Annotated in this window: 13 protein-coding genes; all 13 read right to left on the bottom strand. The window is 41.1% G+C overall.

Annotation, left to right across the window (positions count from 1 at the left end):
- Positions 1-26 precede the first annotated feature (26 nt).
- Positions 27-506: a hypothetical protein gene (locus J2W55_RS13660; RefSeq protein ID WP_310096519.1), complete on the bottom strand. Its 480-nt coding sequence runs from the start codon at positions 504-506 to the stop codon at positions 27-29.
- Positions 507-599: 93 nt separating this feature from the next.
- A complete protein-coding gene (locus J2W55_RS13655; RefSeq protein WP_310096518.1) occupies positions 600-1,772 on the bottom strand; it encodes an SIR2 family protein in 1,173 nt (390 codons plus the stop codon).
- 75 nt (positions 1,773-1,847) lie between these two features.
- Positions 1,848-2,837 carry a DUF6602 domain-containing protein gene (locus tag J2W55_RS13650; RefSeq protein ID WP_310096517.1) on the bottom strand — a complete coding sequence of 330 codons (990 nt, stop codon included), beginning with the start codon at positions 2,835-2,837 and terminating at the stop codon, positions 1,848-1,850.
- Between the two features lie 186 nt (positions 2,838-3,023).
- Positions 3,024-5,864 carry a hypothetical protein gene (locus J2W55_RS13645; RefSeq protein ID WP_310096516.1) on the bottom strand — a complete coding sequence of 947 codons (2,841 nt, stop codon included), beginning with the start codon at positions 5,862-5,864 and terminating at the stop codon, positions 3,024-3,026.
- A 55-nt stretch (positions 5,865-5,919) separates the two neighbouring features.
- Positions 5,920-9,738 carry an SIR2 family protein gene (locus J2W55_RS13640; RefSeq protein WP_310096515.1) on the bottom strand — a complete coding sequence of 1,273 codons (3,819 nt, stop codon included), beginning with the start codon at positions 9,736-9,738 and terminating at the stop codon, positions 5,920-5,922.
- Positions 9,739-9,927: 189 nt separating this feature from the next.
- Positions 9,928-10,908 carry a hypothetical protein gene (locus tag J2W55_RS13635; protein ID WP_310096514.1) on the bottom strand — a complete coding sequence of 327 codons (981 nt, stop codon included), beginning with the start codon at positions 10,906-10,908 and terminating at the stop codon, positions 9,928-9,930.
- A gap of 7 nt (positions 10,909-10,915) precedes the next feature.
- On the bottom strand, positions 10,916-12,895 hold the full coding sequence (locus J2W55_RS13630) for an ATP-binding cassette domain-containing protein (protein ID WP_310096513.1): 1,980 nt from the start codon (positions 12,893-12,895) through the stop codon (positions 10,916-10,918).
- Positions 12,896-13,202: 307 nt separating this feature from the next.
- Positions 13,203-13,901 (bottom strand): hypothetical protein, encoded by a 699-nt coding sequence (locus tag J2W55_RS13625; RefSeq protein WP_310096512.1) that lies wholly within the window; start codon positions 13,899-13,901, stop codon positions 13,203-13,205.
- 622 nt (positions 13,902-14,523) lie between these two features.
- On the bottom strand, positions 14,524-18,126 hold the full coding sequence (locus J2W55_RS13620) for an ABC transporter permease (RefSeq protein ID WP_310096511.1): 3,603 nt from the start codon (positions 18,124-18,126) through the stop codon (positions 14,524-14,526).
- A 479-nt stretch (positions 18,127-18,605) separates the two neighbouring features.
- Positions 18,606-19,256, bottom strand: a complete 651-nt coding sequence (locus J2W55_RS13615) for a hypothetical protein (protein WP_310096510.1) — start codon at positions 19,254-19,256, stop codon at positions 18,606-18,608.
- Between the two features lie 30 nt (positions 19,257-19,286).
- The gene (locus J2W55_RS13610; RefSeq protein ID WP_310096509.1) at positions 19,287-19,817 is read right to left on the bottom strand and encodes a hypothetical protein; all 531 of its coding nucleotides are present in this window, start codon (positions 19,815-19,817) and stop codon (positions 19,287-19,289) included.
- Positions 19,818-19,907: 90 nt separating this feature from the next.
- Positions 19,908-20,357 carry a hypothetical protein gene (locus J2W55_RS13605; RefSeq protein ID WP_310096508.1) on the bottom strand — a complete coding sequence of 150 codons (450 nt, stop codon included), beginning with the start codon at positions 20,355-20,357 and terminating at the stop codon, positions 19,908-19,910.
- Between the two features lie 58 nt (positions 20,358-20,415).
- Positions 20,416-20,892 (bottom strand): hypothetical protein, encoded by a 477-nt coding sequence (locus tag J2W55_RS13600; RefSeq protein WP_310096507.1) that lies wholly within the window; start codon positions 20,890-20,892, stop codon positions 20,416-20,418.
- Positions 20,893-21,072: the final 180 nt, after the last annotated feature.

The following is a 21,072-nucleotide window of genomic DNA, read 5'->3' as shown; positions in this document are numbered from 1 at the left end:
GTTTTAATAAGCACGGAACAAGATGGTCAAGCATGCCGGAATATCCACTCTTTGGCCTCTATTTTAATGACTTCCTCCATTTCTCCCATCTCGTCGATAAAAAAGTACTGCCGCTCCTGTTTGCTTTTTAACTCCTCGTAAAGTTTGTAATAATTCACAAAGTCTTCGGAGATGTCAAAATAACGCTGTTTATTGTGAGAAAAGAATTTATCGAAAAGCAGCGGCTCAATGCCTTCGTCGGAAAAGGCGTGGTATTCCGAGCGCCATTCACCATCTCTCATCTGACTGATGACAGCTGGCTTCCCCTCACTACCAGGCTGCATATCCCAGCTCCTGCTTTCCAATGATTTCTTCGAATGGCTGCGATGGATCAGGCAGGCATATATCAGTGTGCTATCGCCTGGATCGGTTGTCCCGCCTTTGTAGACGGTGATCCATCCTCTGTGAATAAAAGATCTCTTAATCTGCTCCAGTTGATCTTTTAATAAAAATTTATCGATATCCATTGCTTAGGCTTTACCAAAGATAGCAGCTTTGATCAATGTTTGGCGAAAGGTTTGCTTCTCCTTACTGAAGACAGAAACTCCGGGACTGTATTGTCACAAATTAAAATGTGTAACAGTTAAATTTTCCAGGTTTTTGACAATTAGCTTTCCGCCGGCGCGTTCACAGAACGCGTAGGTGTCGTTGTGTGGATAGGGATCGACCAAAAAAATCGGCCGGCCGCCTGCATGTTCAATGATAAGTTGATTGATCTCCGTGTCACGGCAACCGTATCCGATAATGATTAAGCGGTCCGATGTTTCCAAATTCTTTCTAAAGTGATCGAATACGACTTTATAATAAATGGGTTCATTATATCTCAGGATTTTCGAAGTGGTTCCTGAAAGAAAGTCAGAATGATAGTTGATCCAGTCCCTAATGTAAATTTTGTCGCCATCCTCGCTCACCACTTCTTTTAACAGGTCGCCTGCGGCGATCCCTTTCTTGATTTTTATAAAATTGTCTATGCCATAATTCTGAATGTGGAAAGGGTACTGGTCAATACTGCCATGTAATTTGTACAGATTGTACCGCTGGTCGTACTTTTCCGCGAAGAAAGAAAGCCTGACTTTATATTGATCCCGAAGTTCGCCGAAATAAGGGGAACCCATCTCTTCAAAACCGTCCGCTAATTCTCCTTTCAGCCAGTCAGAACTTTTGAACGTTTCGAAAAACAGATCATGATTTAGCGTGTGGATATATACCTTGCCAATATCACCCCATTGGGTTAAACAATGTAAAAATCCGGTATAACCTGGATAAATAACTCCGCCAATATGTGCCGGCTCGTAAAACTTTATGCCTTCGCCATCCACAAGATATTTTGCTATCAACTGATTATAAATGTTGATCGTACCATACATTAAGTTAACGTCGTCAGTTTCACTTTTGTGCTTTTTCCGAAAACCCTCGCAAAAAGCCTTTAGGTTTTCAGATTCCTTTTCATCATTCAAAGCATTGGACAAGTAGTCATAGAACGCTTCGTAATCAAAAGCCCTTGTGCTACAGTAAAACTGTATCAGCTCCAGTAGAAAAAGTTTGAGTTGAAAATAGCTGCTATACCAGAATGGGTCCTGTTGCGTGCCCGAAGGAAAGTCACAAACAGCCCCACCAGTCGAAACGCAGAAGTCGGTTACTTTAAGCCCTGCAATAATGCCATTAAGCTTTCTGGCACTTGGGTAACCTTTATTGACCGAAAAGCCAGCTCCTAATAATAACGATATTGCCATTTTGTTTTCTTTCAAAAGTTAATATCGTAAAAAAGACAGGTTTGTACTAACCAAGTAGTCAAAATTTGGGGTTAATTATTTGTTTTTAATATTGTTTCGCAGAAACTTTTCGGTTTCCTCATTGTATTTTTTAACATCATCAGGATTAGCGTACGTTACACTGACGGCGCTACCCTTTTCCCAGTCCGTAGTACCAAAACCGTACATGCTGGATAGTGCATAAGGCTTATAACTACCTCTGAGTAGCGCAATAATGTCAAAGGCAAATTCTGAAAAGTACGCTTCCGAATGGTTCAGTCTTGCCCTTAAATGGAGATCACCCAACTTCTTGCATTTTGAGTATGCCCAAAAAAGTAAGGAATTGTTGTTGGGCTTTTCGTCATCGCGCAAATATTCGAACTTAATTATACCGCTTGAATATATTTCGTGGGATTCGGGACGAAGTACGTAACCACCATAAAAATTCCTTAAATCGGAACCTTCCAGAAAGGCGTCCAGCGCTCCAAAATCCTTCTCGTTCGATTTATGTAATTCGAAGAAAACCGCTGCACAGAAGAAATTCTTTGGCAGGTAAAACCGGTAGTCATGGATAGAAGGTTTGCTGATGCCCATCAAGGGCCTTAATTTTCGCAACTGCTCAACCGCCTGCTTCACACTTTTTTTATTGAAAACCGCCTTCACCTCGATCACGCCGCAAACATATTCTACAGGTATTGCCATTGATCTTCCAGAGGGGAATGCATCATGGGCTCCTTCGACCCAAAGCACAGGTGATTCCAGCTTGTCGTAGATGATCACATCGTAGTGGACAAAGTCTTCTGAATTTGGCACACCTTGGGAAATAATAAATCCAGATGTAACACCATACCTTTTTGGTAAGAAATCGCTAAGCCATTTTCGGAATTCGGCTTCAGCTACGTTTCCGTGTCCAGTCTGCACCGTTCTTTTACTGCTATGCACTCGAGCCCTATCATATGCGGCAAGCATGTCGTCTCTTCCGGTTAGAAACTGTCTCCACCCTTGGTTGGGAATTTGTATTTTTAATGAGGATTGGTCGTTTGACATAGCGTTAGCCAATGCTAATTTACAAATTCAAAACGAAAGACATAAACCACAAGAATAAGTGTTAATTGCCGGTCTGAGAATATTTATGGAATCAGATAGACCAATATTAAAGAGTAATACAAAAAGTTCAATCATATTTAATCATGTTAATAACCCTTTAGATAATAGCGTTACCGTAGAGTCCTATTATAAGAAATATTTAAAATAAATCTCTGATAATCTGGGTTGGTAAGTATGTTTAAGATAATCGTATAATAACTCGCCAACCTTGCCGATCTTAGCTAATCTTCGCAACACATTATCGTGATCAAGTGCCAATAACCACTCGGGTTCGAAATTTGCATAATCGTATTTCTCAGGATTAACAGCCCATGTTTCAAACTGCGGCAGATCAACGAACGTTTGTATGGCCGGGGTATCAAATGGAATATTTAAATAATATAGCTGATTGATGAAATTGATCATATGAACAATATCATAATGCGGTTCACCATTTTTCATAACCATTCCTCTACCACGATGTAAATACACATCCTTTACATAAAGATCAAAAAGGTCCCCTTGATCCCAGGAAACGATACCAGCCGACAGCATCTTGATATACATGAACTGATCGAAACGCCTCCTTAGCGACATTTCAAGTTCTGCAAGCAAGATTAATTTTCCATCATCATCCAGGACTTGGTAAAGAGGCACAAGTTCGGCTGGGTGGCACTCGCCGTTATGATTGGTTGTATTGGCGATTGCCGTCTTAAGTAGCCCGATCTCGCGAATTTTTACTTCAGGGTAAAACTTTTGATGCGCGACCGCTAAGGAACAGATCAAGGAATTATATTTATGAGTACCATAAGGGTTATTTTGGATAGCATGTTTTAACATATCCAGCAGCTCATGTGCTTTAAAGATCGCGCCATGTCTTTCAATGAACTTACCCAACTCGGCGAGATCGAAGTGCGCCAAAAAATCTTCAGTTTGGACGACTCCAAGGATCGGTCCTGCTAGTCCTCCTGGCAGTTGTTCGGGCTTGAATTCTATCTTGGCAAGTAAGGTGAAAATATTGGCAAAGATTCTTGTATAACTGTCGCAAAAATGGTTGTTGATCAATTGTGCGGACAAGTCATCCTCTTTTAAATAATGGTTCCATATACCCGATTTGCTCTGAGAACTTAATAAATGCATTGCTTTGCTGACAATTTCCCAATGTTTATCATCATGGACCTTTATATCACCAGCCAATGATAGAATTTTTTTGAACTCGGTTTGGTCTACGTACAAGATCGCTTCTGTCAAAAAGAACTCCGGGAGGGCAGTCAGTTTTTGTTCAGGTAAGATGTACGACTTGACATAGGAGCGGAAAATCGCCGCCACAAGATCCCGATAGTCAGAAAAAATATCAAAAACAAAAAAGTTCTTGTGAAAGTAAAAATGCAAGAGATTGTAATGCCAAAGTAGCGCATTCAAATCCCGATGATCGTGCGTATTTTTATCTACCTTTTGGGCGATTTCATGAATTGATTCTTTAGCAAGGTTGAATAAGCGATTTTCTTTGACCTCTATAAGATATTTCCGCACATCATCGGCTACATAAAAATCAAGCTCCTGATATAAGGTGCGGTCCAGATCGATACTTTTAATGTCATCCTTTATTGCCTGATCAAGTTCGTTGTAGCTATAAGAACGAATCAGTTGGGGCAATTTGAGCTGGTTGATCTTAGCAATGAAATAGCCCACCTTATTGCTATTTGAGTTGAGAACCAGTTCCGACTTTTTGTATAAAAAATAGGATTTCTTAAAATTGTCGGTGGTCAGCAGATAATGACCATATGCCTCTTCCAACGGTTCCAATGAATGCTCATGTTCGGCATCTTTGACCTTTTTAATCAACGCTTTAAAATCCAGCGAACGGTAAATACAGTTCAGACATTGGCAAACTTCTGATGCCTTCAGTCTGGGGTTTACTGAGCTTAGTTTATTGCGATCAATGTATTGTAGGTCCTGAAGTCCCGAACCGGCGTTTGCTTTCAGCTGTTCTTTCGCATCTTTGAAAAAATAAATATCAGTAATAGCGCAGGAAGAAAGGCGTTCCAGGATGAAAATTAGTTTCTCAACAGACTCATGGACCTTGGCTTTTGTGAGTTGCTTAACGTAGTTTGCAGAAAAGACTGGCCTTTCATTTTCAATTGTGAAGTTTTGCATCAAGTCGGCGATTTGCCTATTTAGCGTAAGGAATCCTCCCTTATGGAAATGAAAGACCCTATCCTCGCGCACATTGAATGGTTTAATGTTGCACAGAAAATTAGGATCAATAAAGCCAAACCCTTCAAAATCTTTAAGAGTGAAATAAATATCATCAAGAATATGCAGGTCGGGCTGATTTTTAGGCGACTTGGTTTCCCTTAATTCAAAAAGTTTTTCTGTAGAAGCTTTAACTTGGTTCGTAAGGCGATCTTTGTGAAAAAGAAAGAGAAATTGCTTCAGGGGAGCCTCATCCTGCAAGCCTTCAATGGTAAAACTTTGATAAGCTTGCTGTCCTGAATAATGGTAAAAGCGAATTTCCAAAAAATTTGTCACGATAACCCATTTACAATTACCTCCCGCCCGACTGGCATAAAGAAAGCCTTGGTCAACGGGGGATATGGATAAGGCTTCGCGTTTCTGCACTTTATCCAGGTCTATCTTCGGCCCTTTGACTTCGACAACAATATGTACCTCGCTTTCTATACCGTTCTGTATAACCTTGAATTGACCCATAGCGGCGTCCGGTTTGGTCGCTCCAACCACAGACTTGTGTTCTTCCTTGATTTGCCACTTACGGGAGTTCTTATAATTAAACCCAAGCACGTCCCCCAATATTTCCATCACAAAATGAGATTTAACTTCTTCCTCCTTTTGAAACTTTCCGGACAATAAGGAATCATGCCAGTTCTGCAAAATCGCTTTTTTGTGCTGAATGTCCGGAATAGCAGAAAGGCGAAAGGTCTCCAGGTAGGGTTGCAAAAATTCGTCGGTGAAAATGGCTTCAGGCATAAGCTAAGTTAGTAATTAAAAGTTTTTCAGGCATCCATGTACGTCGAGCTCATTTTTAAATACTACCTGCCTGAGGTAACCGTGCAACATATTGTTTCACATTATTAAAGCACGAAGTTCTGGCCCATTCAAGCCACCATTTTGTGTGTTCATCCGGATGTTTGCTGCGATGTAAGTCTGCGGCGATGCGAACTAACTTCTCTTTAACAAAAGCCTGGTCTGATGAATCGAGCGATGTGTCGCGGTATTTTTTTAAAATATCAGACAGCAAAGGAACTAAATGAGCGAATTCTTCCTTACTTGTCAACTTTTCCATCCACGCTGCAATATAACTGATACTGGCCTCAAGTGCCGGTTCATTTTGAAGCAAAACCCGATAGACAACTAAGCTTACCTGCTTTGCAGTAGCGGTCCCGACATAAACAGCAGTGCTTAGTTCGGAGAGCGCCCAAACCACTGTACCGTGTACTTCACTGATAAGTCCGCTTTCCAGTTCTTCGTAATTCCGATCCCTGTAATAATATACCTTTATCTCCTCGAACTGTTCTTTGAAACCAGGTTCATCTTTCAAAATATCACTAAATTTTTCAAGGAACCAGTACATCTCTTCTAGTACTTCAGTAAAGGAGAATATTTCATCAGCACGACCCAGGAAGCGCTTAAGGGGCACAATCCTTTCTCTTAAAAGATAGTATAAAGACTTAACCTCTTCAGGTAGCCATTCAAGCCCGTTCTCTTTCAGGCTAGTTGCTGAAATGCGCCGAAGTGGTACCAAATAGTTAATTCCACCAAAGCTTGCGGTTTCATCTTTAACACCGGTATAAAACGCAAACCCACTATCAATAATACCTTGCTTTAGTTTGCTACGCAGATGTTCGTCATCTCCAATAAAATAAAGGAAAATGGACCATGAATTACTATTTTCAATTTTTGAAAAATCAAAATTATTCAACGTGACATGTAGTAATTCAAGTTGTTCCGGCCTCAACATCGTATGAATATTTCCTAAGGCATAAATTACGTCCTCTTTATTATTTTTCAATTTAGATATCAGATCATCAATTACGGAGTCAATCTCTATCGATAAATCTATTTTTTGACGGCGATGGAATTCATTTTGATTAAGAAGGTAAAGATAGGTAATCGCCTGTTCGCTCACTCCAGCTTGGATTTGTTTCAAGGAATCTGCAATAACCATTTGTACAGTCGCCGTCTTGGTAATATATTTTATTCCATTCTCAAAGAATTTGAGGAAGCTTTCTTTTCGACGGTGGGTGTCAAATATCTCTTTGTTTTCCTTAAAATATTGCCAAAGCTGAGTGAATCCAGGTTCCCAACTGTCAGGATCAACTGCTATAATCGCAGTTGAAAGAAACTGCAAAATACTTTGCTTATAAGTGCCCGGTGCAGCTTCATATCCAGTTAATAGTTGTTGGGTAATATGAGCTAACTGGGGTTGAACTACGTCACTATATGCGTACTCCTGGCCTACACGATTTAAAAATTTGTTATCGCTATATTGTAAACTGTAAAACAAGAATGCCGAGGGGTAATGCTCGAAACCGGCCAGTTGGATTTCCCACCATTCATTTACATCTATGCGGTATACTCTTGGCAAGCAAAGTTGAAATCCCGACTCGCCAAGTATCATTAAATATTGAAGAGCGCTATCGGCTATGTAACGTTTGCTCACGCGAGTGGAGCGGCCGGTATCATATCTGCCATATCCCAACGGTTCCGGTTTTGATTCTCGCTTTTTAAGGTCATCTCGCAAAGTTTTAAATCTGCTGTCAAGCGTTTGATAGCCCGCTTTTTCGTAACTTCTTAATATCCTGGCAATTTTTTTGTCACGGTTCCAACTTCTTGAAATTTTAATAAAATTCAACAGTTCGTAACCGTAAAGAGCTTCCTCCTCATTTAAGCCACTGCCCTCTTCTAACAATTTCCATAAATCGTTTATTACCCCAGTCAGGTCAAATAGACTTAAAAATCCTGACCTTGAGATTTGCTCGCGGCCAACAGTTTTCCAATTATTTAAAGTTTGGAATAACCCGGCAAAGTCAAATGAATAGGCTGCCGCCAGTGTCTTATCATGAACAGTCTGCTGGGCTGTGTAAATTCCCCTTAGAGATTGGTTCCGCATCATTAAACGATCTAACGTCGGGGCCAGAATGCTTTGCGCAATAATAAGCCGGAGTTCCTCATTAATCCCATCCTCCACAGGAATGAACAAGTCTGAAACTGCTTTTAAAAGCAGCGTTTTTAAATTGTGGTCTTGGTCGATTTCACGCCAATGAACCAAATGCTTATCTAACTTAGCATGCCGGATTAGTCGGTCAGGAACCATTGTATGGCTGTAGTCGAAATTGGGAAACCAGACTTGGTTATCAATCTTTTTTAACTCCTGTAGTGTCGCTTTCGCTTTATCAACATCCGGCAATTTTGTTAATTCAACTATTCCCAGGTTAGCCCAATATCTTTTTCGGGTTTCCTCCAAAGGCAATTGAATTTGCGGAATGTCAAAGTTATTGTGATCAGCGTTTTCGAGAAACAGGATGAAGGCGAGCAGTGCCGACCGATCATCGCATATAGTAATTGCCCCTTCGGTATGTTGGTTTAAAAACTTCACGACATCGTTATGCTGAAGAGGGATTCGCACAATACTGTGATTTTCGTAGAACAGACGAAGCTCTTCTGATATTTCATCCGCAGCAACGTCTATAAGATAAATCTTATAATTATGACGATTGTTTTTGACTGCCTCTTTGTGTAATATATCTTTTACCCAATTTAACCACGCTTTAAAATTGGGGTCTTGTCCGGAAAAACCGATCAGACAGAAAGATTCCTGAAGGAGCGCTATCCGCATCAACTGTGTAAAAGCTTGGTGCTGCTCTGGATAATTATCGAAATGGCTGCGTGAGATGACGTACTGTTTGTGCGGGTCGCTATCAAATCCAAATTCAAACATCTTCCGCTGTTCAAAAGAACGTAACGATCCGTGGAGTTTGATAATGTTCTTAGTTCTTTTTAGCCTCAGATCTGCGGCACTTCGAACAACATCGTACCGCCTTAACAATAACGTTTCTTTATCTCGAAGAGCTTGCTCGTTTTCAGTGATTGCGTCCTCAAGCAATTTGATCCTCTCTTCCAAAGACTTACGGCGTTCCTCGATCTCCGATAAATCTTCGGCTTCTGAAATGTCAGCTTTTTGCCCTACAGGCCGTCCATCTGTCATCTGTTCAACAGGTTGAGGATCGTCGGGCATCTCGGAAAGTTCAGTTGTCACCTTGGACTTTTCTTCGTAATTATGGTAATTCTCCTTTTCAAGCTCAGAAATTTCCTGTCTTAACTGTGCAACTTGGTCTTCTCCGACAAAGCAATCCAATAGTTCGTCATAATTAGTGGTGTAGATGTTATTCCAGGGAAGCCTGATGAGTTTTTGGTGCAAAGACAGTTTTTCTGCAGGGAGTTCGACAATATCTCCATTTGTATGTAATAAGAAGCGGCCGCCGTTTTTTTGTATTACAGGGGTACGCTTTTCTATATAGGTGACGATCGCTTCCGGATAACCTTTTTGGCGGATATATTCCTCGACAACCTCTAAATAGCCTACGCGATTTGTAATTTTTAGGCACTGTTCTTTTACAAACGTTTCAGGCATTTCCGAAAGGCTCAGTTCTCTGTTATTTAATTGCCAGGCCCGTTCTATGTCATCATTGTAAACTTCTTTAATTAGATCATAAAGCAAACCCGACCAGCTCAAAAAATCCGGATGAACATTCATGCTAAAACCAGCACCTACCAAAACACTCATTTGATCGCGCACAAGTTTGTTTCGGAGTTGCTTAAGTTCTTTTTCGTAATTCAACATAATAACATTCCTTTTTTTTTGGTTGCTCCAGACCGAGCTAAATCAATATAAACGTGTTGGCATCTTTGTCCAGCTTTTAAGAACTACTCTGAATATGTTAGTTAAATCGTGTTGATTTAAGCTGTTTTCCTAAACTAATTGGTTCGGCATATGCTCATGTATTTTGAACTTAAGTTCAAATGTAAGTTATTAATGGTTGGCTTGATTAGCGGGTTCGATTAAGCCTAAGTCTAGGCTAACATCTCTTACGAACTTGGATAGCGGTCTTTTGTGTAGTTCGTCTTCAGCAACATAATTGCCAGTTAACAATCTATTGATGTTTTCTGATGTGATATAATCTTTAAAAGTATTTCGTAACGTTTTCTTATAATCAGGTGTATAAACTTCGGCTTTTAAAAGCAGCTCTTCAGCGACATCCCGGTATTCGGAATAAATTCCTTCGATCTCAAAAAGTCCAATATGGTCAGCAAATCCCCTTGTTGCTTTGTGGTCGGATTTTACTTTGATAACGATATCATCAAGCTTACGGCTATTGAGGAAACGCCCTTTACTTTCTTTTTCCAGATAAAAATGAAATGGTGAAGCACCTGGCTGGTCTTCGTACAATTCAAATAAGATCTTCTTTGTGCTTTTTACATTATTGCAGCTTGCGCAAACGGGATTCAGATTGAATAGCGAAATGCTAAAGCAAGGGTAACTGTTTTTTGCCAGAAAATGGTCAACTTGGAACTTAGCACGACGTACCCAATCAGTTGTTCCGGGTACCTGTTTTCGCTTGATCGACAAAGTAGCTTGCGCATTGCAATAAACGCAAGTTTTTATTCCGAGTTTGGCAAAGTATTTTGGATAGAACACTTCACGCCAATGCTTGTATCCTAAAGCCAAAATGATCTTTTTTCGAAAGGATTCAAACGGTGCCGATTCCATGACTGATGCATCAACGATCTCGTCGAAATTTTTCTTTAAGGTCGCCAATATCGAAGGGATCGCTGTGATTATCTCGCCAGAAAGCTCATGAATAGTTTGCGCGTAGAGGATCTCTAAAGGATCTGTCAGATCGTTGTCTATCAGTGCTTCAAGGTTTTGTTCTAAGTAGGTTTTTTGCTTTAAGATATCGTTGGGAAACTCGGCTATCACCTGCCTTACTGCGGCTATTGCTATTGATCTCATTGACTTGTTAAATTTTTGATGCCTTCAATTCTTGCAAACGACGGATCTCCCGGTCGATCTCGTCTGGCATTTGTAAATATCTGTCGGAATATAGCTCGTTTAAACTGCGTTTAATTAGCGGCTCACCGACCATGTCGATCATAGAGCGCAGCATGGACTGATCCCATAGTATACGTAGTTCAGGCTTTTCTTTAGGTTTATTGTCATCAGGCAAAAGATAGTAAAATGCAGAACTGATAACCTGCCGTGCATATTCTCCTATAAATCCATTTTCTTCCAAAAAGAAACTATTGGCAAGCAGATCATGAATATTGCCCCCAAAAGTTTCGTTTACCTGTGCGACCTGCTCTGTCTTATATTGCTTCGGTCTTAGATACAAAATATTACTATTGGGAATATCAGACAAGATAAATGGTGAATGCGTTACGAATAAAAAATTGATAGATGAGATATCCTCAAGATTTGCTGCACGTATATTATCAAACAGGTCTTTGAGGAACCGACGCTGCAATTCTGGATGGTAATATAGTTCGACCTCGTCAAAGATGATGTTAATGTGTTCATATTTTATAAGCTGACCGTCCAATGCATTAGTATTCAACGTTTCCTTAACGGAGTTGATGTTTTTCAAATGGTATATAAGCGAAGACAGCGCATACAATCTTTGTTTTTCACCCGAGCTTAATAAATTAAATTTATCCTGTTTGTTGTGAAACTCTATGTCTACAGAAAAAAAAGATGGTGGTACGAGTGTGATTAGTGGCACTCCCGATTGCTCACCTCTAATCTTCTGTAATCTTGTTGTTAGACCGTTGACAGATCTGGCAAACACGGTTCGCTTTTTTGGTACGGTGGTCAGGTAAAGGAAATTGATCGCTTGTTTGATCTTATAGGCAACATGGCTTTCATCTGCTTTTAAAGATTTGAAGAACCTTTCCAACAATTCTGGACTGTTTAAGAAATCGCGGTATTTAAGATAACGTTTATATTTTCTGGATATGCTTTCAAGTTTAACTAGAATATATTTTTTTGCAAATTCCTCACTATCTTCTGACCCAACTTTGAATATTCTACCACTAAAAAATACTGCTCGGATAATGCTGTCGGCAATTATCCAATAATTGTTATAGTTTATTACGAGCTCTGCTCTTAATTTCTCTTCGGGTTTATATTTGATCTTGTTCTCATCGATCTTAAACACAAGTCGTTCGGGCGTCTTTCCATCGTTTCCTGACCACAGTGCATATCCGGAACCGTCCAAAATGTTGGCTAGGAGCCTAGATCTGACCAGGTAATTTTCGACATTTATATCTATAATTCCCCTACGGCGATAAGGATTAAGGACTATTGGCGTTTGATAGGAATCATTTTTATGAAATATCGCTTTGATCCAATGGCCCGTATCCATTGTATTCAATGAGTAAGATGAATAATTGATCACAACGCTATAAAATAGTTGCTTAAGATATTTTATATCATTGATGGCCCGCCCGCTTAGAAAACCCTTTTTTGAATCATTGAATTGAGTCAGTCGTAGATTGTTACCGTTTGAGCGCAAACGATAATAATTTTTATCTATTTTGTAGTAAATATCAACATTTACATCTTGTTCCTTTAAATATTGAATCAAAGGCTGTTCTTCAAGTGACGAGTCATTATCTTCTATATCATCATCGTATTTTTCGATAAGATTTAATTTGTGACTGATATTGTAGAGTACAGCATATAAAAGCTCAGCCAAGCTACTTTTCCCTGCGCCGTTCTTTCCAACTATTGCACTCACGTTTACGTGGATGTGTCCAATGTCATACACTGACGGTACTGATACCTGGGGTTCTATAATCTCTTCTTGCTCTCTGCCATAGGGTAATATTTTGTACCTGTTTGCTAAATAATAAACTTCTCCAGGGTTTAAAACTTTTAACAACTTTGGAGAGCAAAAAAACAATGGTTTGATCGCGATCAGTTTTAGGCCTTCGTTATTCATGAATGAGGTTAGGAAATTAAAGTAATGCTATTCTACTGCTAAAGTTAGAATATTTACCTGAAATTCTTGTCCTTGTCCAAAGTGTTCGGGTTACTTGGTGCGGACTAGGGGGCATTAAGTCATGAGGGTCAACAGTGCGGCTTTTTCATCGACTTGAGATAAAGTGAGCACGAGGGTTGCTGGTATTTCGTGGAGGCTGTGTGTGATTTCTTGTACTAAGAAAGTATGACGCGGGTGCCCACTGGGTCGATTTAGTAATTCATTAGCGTGCCCTCAGGTAGCAACGGTATTCTAAGTAAATTACTTGCTAAACCATTGTAATCAACCGTAAAGTTTTCTTTTCTGCAGCGTATTCTAAAGCAATTAGCAGTTTTGTTTTCTTTCCGGAATCATTTCGTATAGCCTCAATCATTATATTAAATTGAATGGTGTTTGGCGAAAGCCGTAAATTAAAAATATAGTTAGAGTTAATTTTCAATCGTATTTCATTTTCGAGTTCATATACCGACATCTCCGACAAACCGGCTCTACCTAAGCTGTGGTTTTTGTTTTTTAAAAGGTAATTAAACTTTGATTCATCAATGATTATTTTAAAATCTGAAAGTTTAACTATTGTTGTTGATATTGCATTTAGCGAAAAACGAACGTCATCTCCTGATAAACTTGCCGGGCGTTCTATTTTGTAGGATAGAAATAAGCCAAAATGCTCAGTGCTAACGGATTTGCACTTAAATCCATATTCCTCAAAAGGGTACCACGTTGGATTGTACATACCAGTAACCTCATTGGGAACGATGATCTCATTTTTATTGATAATGAAACCTCTAACTAGAATAGTCGAAATGTAATTTTTGAAACTGCTAGAAAAAGTCAAATCGAAAAAACCCACATAAGGCGGATAGTCGATCAAGTTGGTTCTAATACCATCGAATACAAATTCAGAGAGATTGTTTATGTATTGGATAATACCAGCCTCACTGACCCCTTGCCGCCAATTTGAAATCATTTATTTATAATTGATAATCAGAACCCAAAGTGGTCAATCCAATTTTGGCAAGAGGGGTCAACCAAGTGTGGATTATCCACAATATCACCAAAATCGATTATCTGGAAAAATCAAAAATAGTTGTTGCCGGGCAGCATTTGCCGATTGGCGATACTTTTAAAAATGCTGTTAAGCTAAAGTTGGGGTGGTAAGCTCGGGTTATATCTATTTGACCCGGTATATATGGGCGGTCACCTGCTGGCCGAGCCGGATATCCGTGCACTTGATCAGGCTTTGAGCTATGCTGCCTTGCATTAAGCAGGCTGCTGCTTAATGCAAGACTCCACTAGCGTGGCCTCCTACCACGTCTTTGTCCTGAGAGGGTGGTCAGGAATAGAACCGGAATCAGGGGATCTATTTGCGGCGCTCTTTAACAAATGCAAACCGCCAAAACACATCATTACATCTACCACGCAGATATCAAAGGCGTTATTATAAAAAAATGCGCCCCGTATCTCACCCCGGAGCGCACCACATAGCGTGTGTCAACTAAACCTCAGATCACATTTAAGTGGACCTAAGTTCTTTTGCTGCATGACGTCCTAACCGAATTATTATACCAGCGAAAAACGACAAGAGCTATTTATTCGCTCCTCAGACTTTTTATAGGATTGGCAACAGCTGCATTGATTGCCTGAAAGCTTACTGTTATCAAGGCAACCAGTAAAGCGCTGAACGCAGGCAAGGCGAACATCCACCATTCTATAGCAGTACGATAGGCATAGTTTTGTAGCCAGTTATGCATGAACAACCATGCAACCGGAAAAGCGATAACGCAGGAAAGTGTAACCAGTTGAAGAAATTCTTTCGCCAATAAGGCCATTAACCCCGTGACAGAGGCGCCCAGTACTTTGCGTATCCCGATCTCTTTTGCCCGGCGTTCAGCAGTATAGGCAGCCAGCCCGAACAGGCCAAGGCAGGAAATGAATATGGCGAGCATCGCAAATAAACCGGCAAGTTTGCCGATAAGCGTTTCATTGGAAAAAAGTTTGTCAAAGTCTTCATCAGCAAACCGGTATTCAAAGGAAAATCCTGCATTTTCCTTATTCATTACGTCAGCTGTTTTTGCTAACGCCTGTGATAAGTCGGCGTTGGGTTTAAAACGTACTGCCATTACCGTAGGACCATTATTGCTGTTTAATAAAATAAGCGGCGCACTGCCGCCATAGATATCGTTGTAAACAAAGTCCTTAATGATACCAACGACGGTCAACACGTGTCTGCCGGCGTGAATGATACTGCCTACCTTTCCTTCCTTCCCCATTGTGCCGGCCATACTTTCATTAATGATAACGCTGCTGCTATCTGTCGTTCCCGCATAAAAGTCTCTTCCGCTCACTAATTTCATCTGCATCGTTTTTAAATATTCAGCGCTGACAACGTTGGAATGAATAGGCAACTTGGCATTCGGGTTTTTGCCCTGCCACGTAAATCCGTCACCTGCGCTGTAAACGTGCAAGGCGTCGTGTAGACTGGTCGCCGCATTTTCAACATAGCCTGTCGCCATCAGGCTGTTTTTGATCGTGCTGAAATGCGCTTTCATATTTCCCTGGATATCCATGTAGATCAGGTTGTTCTTGCTATAACCGATATTCCTGTCCCTGATATGCTGAACCTGTTTATACACGACAATGGTGGCTACGATCAGCATAACAGAAGCGGCAAACTGGGTAACGACAAGTCCTTTGCGAATGAAGACGACATTTATGGAGTTCTTGATCTTCATCCCTTTCAGCACGCTTACCGGATTAAAGGATGACAGGTAAAAGGCCGGATAACTACCCGCAATCAGGCCTGCAACCAGGCCAATGGCCAGCAACCCGCCAAAATGTAACGGATCAAAAAGGTTTACAGCTAATTCCTTTTGTACAAGGTCATTGTAAAAGGGGATCAATAAGTATAGCAATACCACCGCGCATAACATCGAGATAAATGAAAGCAGTACGGATTCGCTGATGAATTTTCCAATCAGGCTTATTTTATTCGCTCCCATCACTTTAAGTACCCCTACTTCTTTCATACGCTGTTCTGAGCGCGCCGTGGAAAGGTTCATAAAATTGATGCAGGCGATCAATAGAATAATAACGGCTATCATGGAAAAAAGCTTGACATATTTGATCGCCCCACCGTCCTGCACGCCATTTACAAAATTGCTGCGCAGATGCCAGTCGTTCATGCTGAATAAAAAGCATTGGTTAACCGCTTTGTCCACCTTGGTGCTCAAATAGCTCTTCAGGACCTTATTGACCTCGGCCGGATGGGTACTTGGAGAAAGCTGAACGATCGTTTCTGTCAGATTGTTACCCCATGGTTTCAGCCAGGTATTTGCGTCCTCCCAGGTGGTATACGGTGACAGCCATTGAAAATGATAATAACAATTTGCAGGCAGATCTTTAAACACGCCGCTTACCGTGTAGAGCCCGTCAACGCTGTATGCGCCCTGTGCATTCATCTTTATCATCTTGCCAACTGGATTGCGATCGCCAAAAAACTTTCGGGACATCGTTTCGCTGATCACGACATCTTTAGGATGGCTTAACGCTGTCGCGCGGTCACCATAGATGAAAGGCAAATCATACATGGCAAGTATAGAAGGATCTGCATACATGCCGTTTTCTTTGATTAACTTCTCACCGGATACCACCAGCTCATCCATGGCCCAGCTCAGGCGGCCACTGTTGACGATGCCGGGAACGTCCGCTTTTAACGCGGCCGCCAACGGGCCGGGTGTAGACCCATTGGTGTTAATGCCAGCATCACTTTTTTCATTTTGCATCACGTGGTACAGGTAATCCCGCTTTGCAAAATTGTGGTTAAAGGTGAGTTCATCCTCTACCCACAGAAATATCAGCGCCGCGCAAACGGTGCCTACTGCCAGGCCGGCAATATTCAGGATGCTGTAGGCCTTATTCTTTTTTAGATTCCGCCAGGAAGTTTTGAAATGATTTTTAAACATGGGATTGCGCTTTATTTTGTCAGCAGGAGACCACCGCGGGGTAGTTTCCTGATTCAAAATTAACGGCGCTGGTGGACGGCGACTGCCCAAATCATAAGTTGGGAACTCTATTTTTATGGCGTTTTTGTATTCAACAGGACTTTTTCCGGTGAGCTGCTTAAAAATCCGGTTAAAAGTGCTTTGCGAATTAAATCCGGATTCATACGCTATACCGAGCAGCGTCAAATGATCATAAGTCGGGTCCTGCATTCTTCGCGCGGCCGCCTGAACGCGGTATTCGTTTACGAAGTCATTGAAGTTTTTTTTCAGCGCCGTATTGATGATGCGCGAAAGTTCATGGGGATGCAGTTTGATTTTGCAGGCTAAGGAATTTAAACTGAGGTCCGGATCTTCGTAGTAGCGGTTCACTTTCATCGCGCTTTTCAACCAGGCGCTTCGCTGCTTCAGTTCTTTCGGGATCAACACATACTGAGACGGCGCCTTTTCAACCGGCCTGCTGACTCCAGGCCGCAAACAGATGACAATCACGTTCCGGATAAACACTACCGCGAAAAACAAATATAAAGGATAACCGGAGCGTCCACCAATTGAATGATGGTAATAGAAATGATCCGCCACAGTAAATGGTATCCAAAGCAGCCATAAAAAGGCAAAATTCCTCAACATACGATTCAGCCATTGGAATTCGTGCCGATAACGATCACCGGCTATGAAGTTCATTCGCTGATAATAGCTGCCTATTAATTTACGGCATAGCAACAAGTAAATGGCAACTGAAAGAAATACCAGTATTTGATGTATTGGATTCCATTGTTGAAAGATGAGCGTATCGCAGGTCGGTTTACCGGTTTTTCTGCTTTCATTGATCTGTAATATTAGGGCGCCCATCTCCAGTAATAAGGGGCTGAAATGCAGCAGGTCCTTCCAGCGAAAGGGGTATTGCGGGCTAGTTGTTTTTAAGACGTAGAAAAAGATGAGGGAGCCGGTCACTAGTGAAAAGTTCAATGACAGCCAGCTCCAACGAGGGAAATCTGATCCGAGACTGATATCTCTGTAAAGGTCCCACACAAGCCCGAGCATGGTCAAACCCAGGGCCAGGCTTAAAAAACGATTAGCGCCCCTGCCCTCCTTTTTTGTGAATCCCACTTGCAGGGCATAACAAAGCCCTATCAAGCTCACCCCAAGAAAAGCCAGGCCATATATATCAAAATGAAATGTATATGTGTTCAAGTCCTATACTTAATTCAAAGGCCGGTCCAATTTATAAGTTATTGGCAGATAAGCAATTGAAATCTAACAAATAATTACTTGTAATAAAATCGTACGCCTGCCTGTGCGGTTTTGTTACAACAAATTTTTAATACTTTGCTGTAACTTGCAAGTTTTCGCGCTATTAAGAGGCTGTAAAAAGTAATTGAATAAATATAGGACTTGAAAGCATATTTAAAAAGCTAAGGAGAAACTACAACAACTGAATTAACAGTATTGCGAAACGCGAGGTTCGCATCATGAACTTGGATTAGGCATGGAGCGACGATATCAAAGACGAAGCTTATAAGACCAGGGTAGTCGTAGAAGCGCCATTGCCGGTGGTCAATAGCCAGTCGAAAGCTGCTGATAATGGGTACCCAATGGTTCATTACAACTAAGCCTATTCCTAAAGAATAGGCTTAGTTGTATCAGAATCTGTGATTGTATAGCCAATGATCTTAGGAACGTATGCTGATATTGCTGATAAATAACCTGGCACCGTTTTCAGATTTATTAGGGCCACTTATATAAAAATACCTGGCCGTCCCGGGTTGAAAGAGCACAGTATCTGCCAGCTTGGTATCATCCACGTAAACGGCCATTTGATTGCCGCGTACGACCAACTTAATATGAACCGGTCGGTTCGCCGTTGCAGAAAGATCAAACTTGGTGTTGGCCTCCTTTTTCAAATCATAATTTCCGATGTTAACAGCGTCCGCATCATAATAATGCAGTTGCACAAAGGTCCCGCCGTTGCTGATATATTCCCTGGCAGCATTGTCCTTTACAAAACCAAAAGAAATAGGCGAGATGTCTTTGATCTGTTCTGCCTGCGCCAGTATATCAAATTCAAATGTAAAGCTCCCGGGAAGGGTAGCAGGCCTGTTCAATTTATAGGTGATGTTATCTTGTATTGACAGCCATTTACCCGGCTGGCCGACGGGACGGGCAATCGTAGCAGCGCCGTTTGTTTTAATACTGCGAGGGGTTGCACCTATTTCGTATTTGGAGAAATCTTCGTTAAAATCCATATTCTGAGCTGCCGCCTGAAATACAGAAAGGCTGCTAAAGACTATAAGCAGCCCGGTGACCAAAAAGTATCTTTTCATATTGAAAGACATAAAGTTTAAAGTAAAAAATCAATTATAGGGTGCTGAGAATTTGCCTTCTGTAACCGTAAGATATTCTTCGCCACCGAGCAGTTTTAGCTTTCCTGAAAAGGTTGCTTTAACACCCCATTTCGTTAAACTGGTTATGGTTAAGCTGCTTCCATCAAGGTCCCCGCCATTATAGATAGTAGTACCCACGATTTTACCATCCTTCATATTCTGGATGGAGTATTTACCGGCAAGTAACAGGTCGCTTGCATCGTTGGCAGTGTAGGTAGTCTCCTTCGCCCCTTCCTTCAGGTGCATGTCTATGCCAAATCCGGTAACCATGTCATGCTTTTCCCATCCGCCAATTACTACAAAATGTACGGTGTCCGTAGCAGGTTTATCATTGGCATTCACGCTGTAATTAAACTCGTGCAACTTGCCGTTGATCTTACAGGTAAGATATTTTTCGACATCTCCCGCTACTGTACCACCGTTCTTTTTGCAGGCAGACAGACCCATTATGGCCAGCGCCATGAGGCAGGCAAGTTGAGCCTTCCTTATTATATTTTCCATATGGTGTCGATTTGATTTAATAAGCTGTTCGATGAAGATGATCAGGTTCAGCAAACAGCAAGTCCGGTATAATCCTTGGTCCGGTGATGGTTATTTCAGTTTAATGGATATTTCACCGTCATCCATGCCCTCAATATTTTTTTCCGCAAACACTTCCGGAGAAGCTTTTTGGAGGGTTTTAAGAATGTCTGATGTAGATCCCCAATGCTGAAGAGTAATCGAAGACCCCGATGCGCCATATTTCATCTTGGTGCTTTCAATCCCTTTCGCTGCCTGCAGTTTATCATTAATGTTTCGTAAGGTTGCAAAGTCAACGCCGCTAATTTTCACTGTAGTTTTTGTTTCTGATGAAGAGCCGTTCTTCTTTTTTCCAAAAAAACCCAGGATTTTGTCGCCGGTACTTTTTGTTTTGTCTGCGGTATGACCCGCACGGTCGGCTTTGTCGTTTGCCCTGTCGATTTTGTCCAAAAGTGCTTGTGCCCTGGTTGTTGTGAGGCTGAATAACATCAGCGCCGAACAAATGATCATGATCTTTTTCATAGTTATTAATTTTAGTATAGATGTTAGCTATTAAACCATTGCATGGTATTCACCTTTTTTAATAGGTATAATCGTGGGTAAAATCTGTGCTTTTGGTAACCGTAAAATCTTTTTCATCGTTTTTAACCTCACCGTTTATTTCTGCTTTGTAACTAATTTTGTAGGGCGAGTTTTCCACGTTTAAACACTGCACTCCTACACTGATCGCACTTAATGGCTTAATAGATTCAATTACATAAGTTTTAGTGGTTCCGTTAAAATTATTTTTACCGAGGCTAACTGAATTCTCGCTGTTTTGTACCACACCGTTTACTTTCCAAACAGTACCTTCTTTCGGGTCGTTGGTTAAACCTACCATTACAAAGGAGATAAAAGCGGATGACGGTGCACCGGTCACGGTAACCGTAAACTTGGCATTACGCCCGTTTGAGGGTGTGGGATCGCCGCTGCTTTTTTTGCTGCATGATGAGAAACTTGCAAACAAAACGGCACAAATAGTAAAGGCAATTAAATTTTTAAAAATGGATTTTTTCATAGTTATTTGATTAAGATAATAGATAGACCGCAAAGCTATTCGTTGGCCTTAGCACTTAAAATCCCCTTATTGGTGGTTTTTTTTCTCCTGATTTTTAGGTATTTTATCATCAGCGGCCGTAACTTTTAGCAGGTTCTGAATTTTTAGCTGCATATTTAAAACCGGTAGGCCATATCTGTT

It is taken from the genome of Mucilaginibacter pocheonensis (assembly GCF_031456535.1).
Taxonomy (GTDB): Bacteria; Bacteroidota; Bacteroidia; order Sphingobacteriales; family Sphingobacteriaceae; genus Mucilaginibacter; species Mucilaginibacter pocheonensis.
This window is presented reverse-complemented; position numbering and strand designations above follow the sequence as displayed.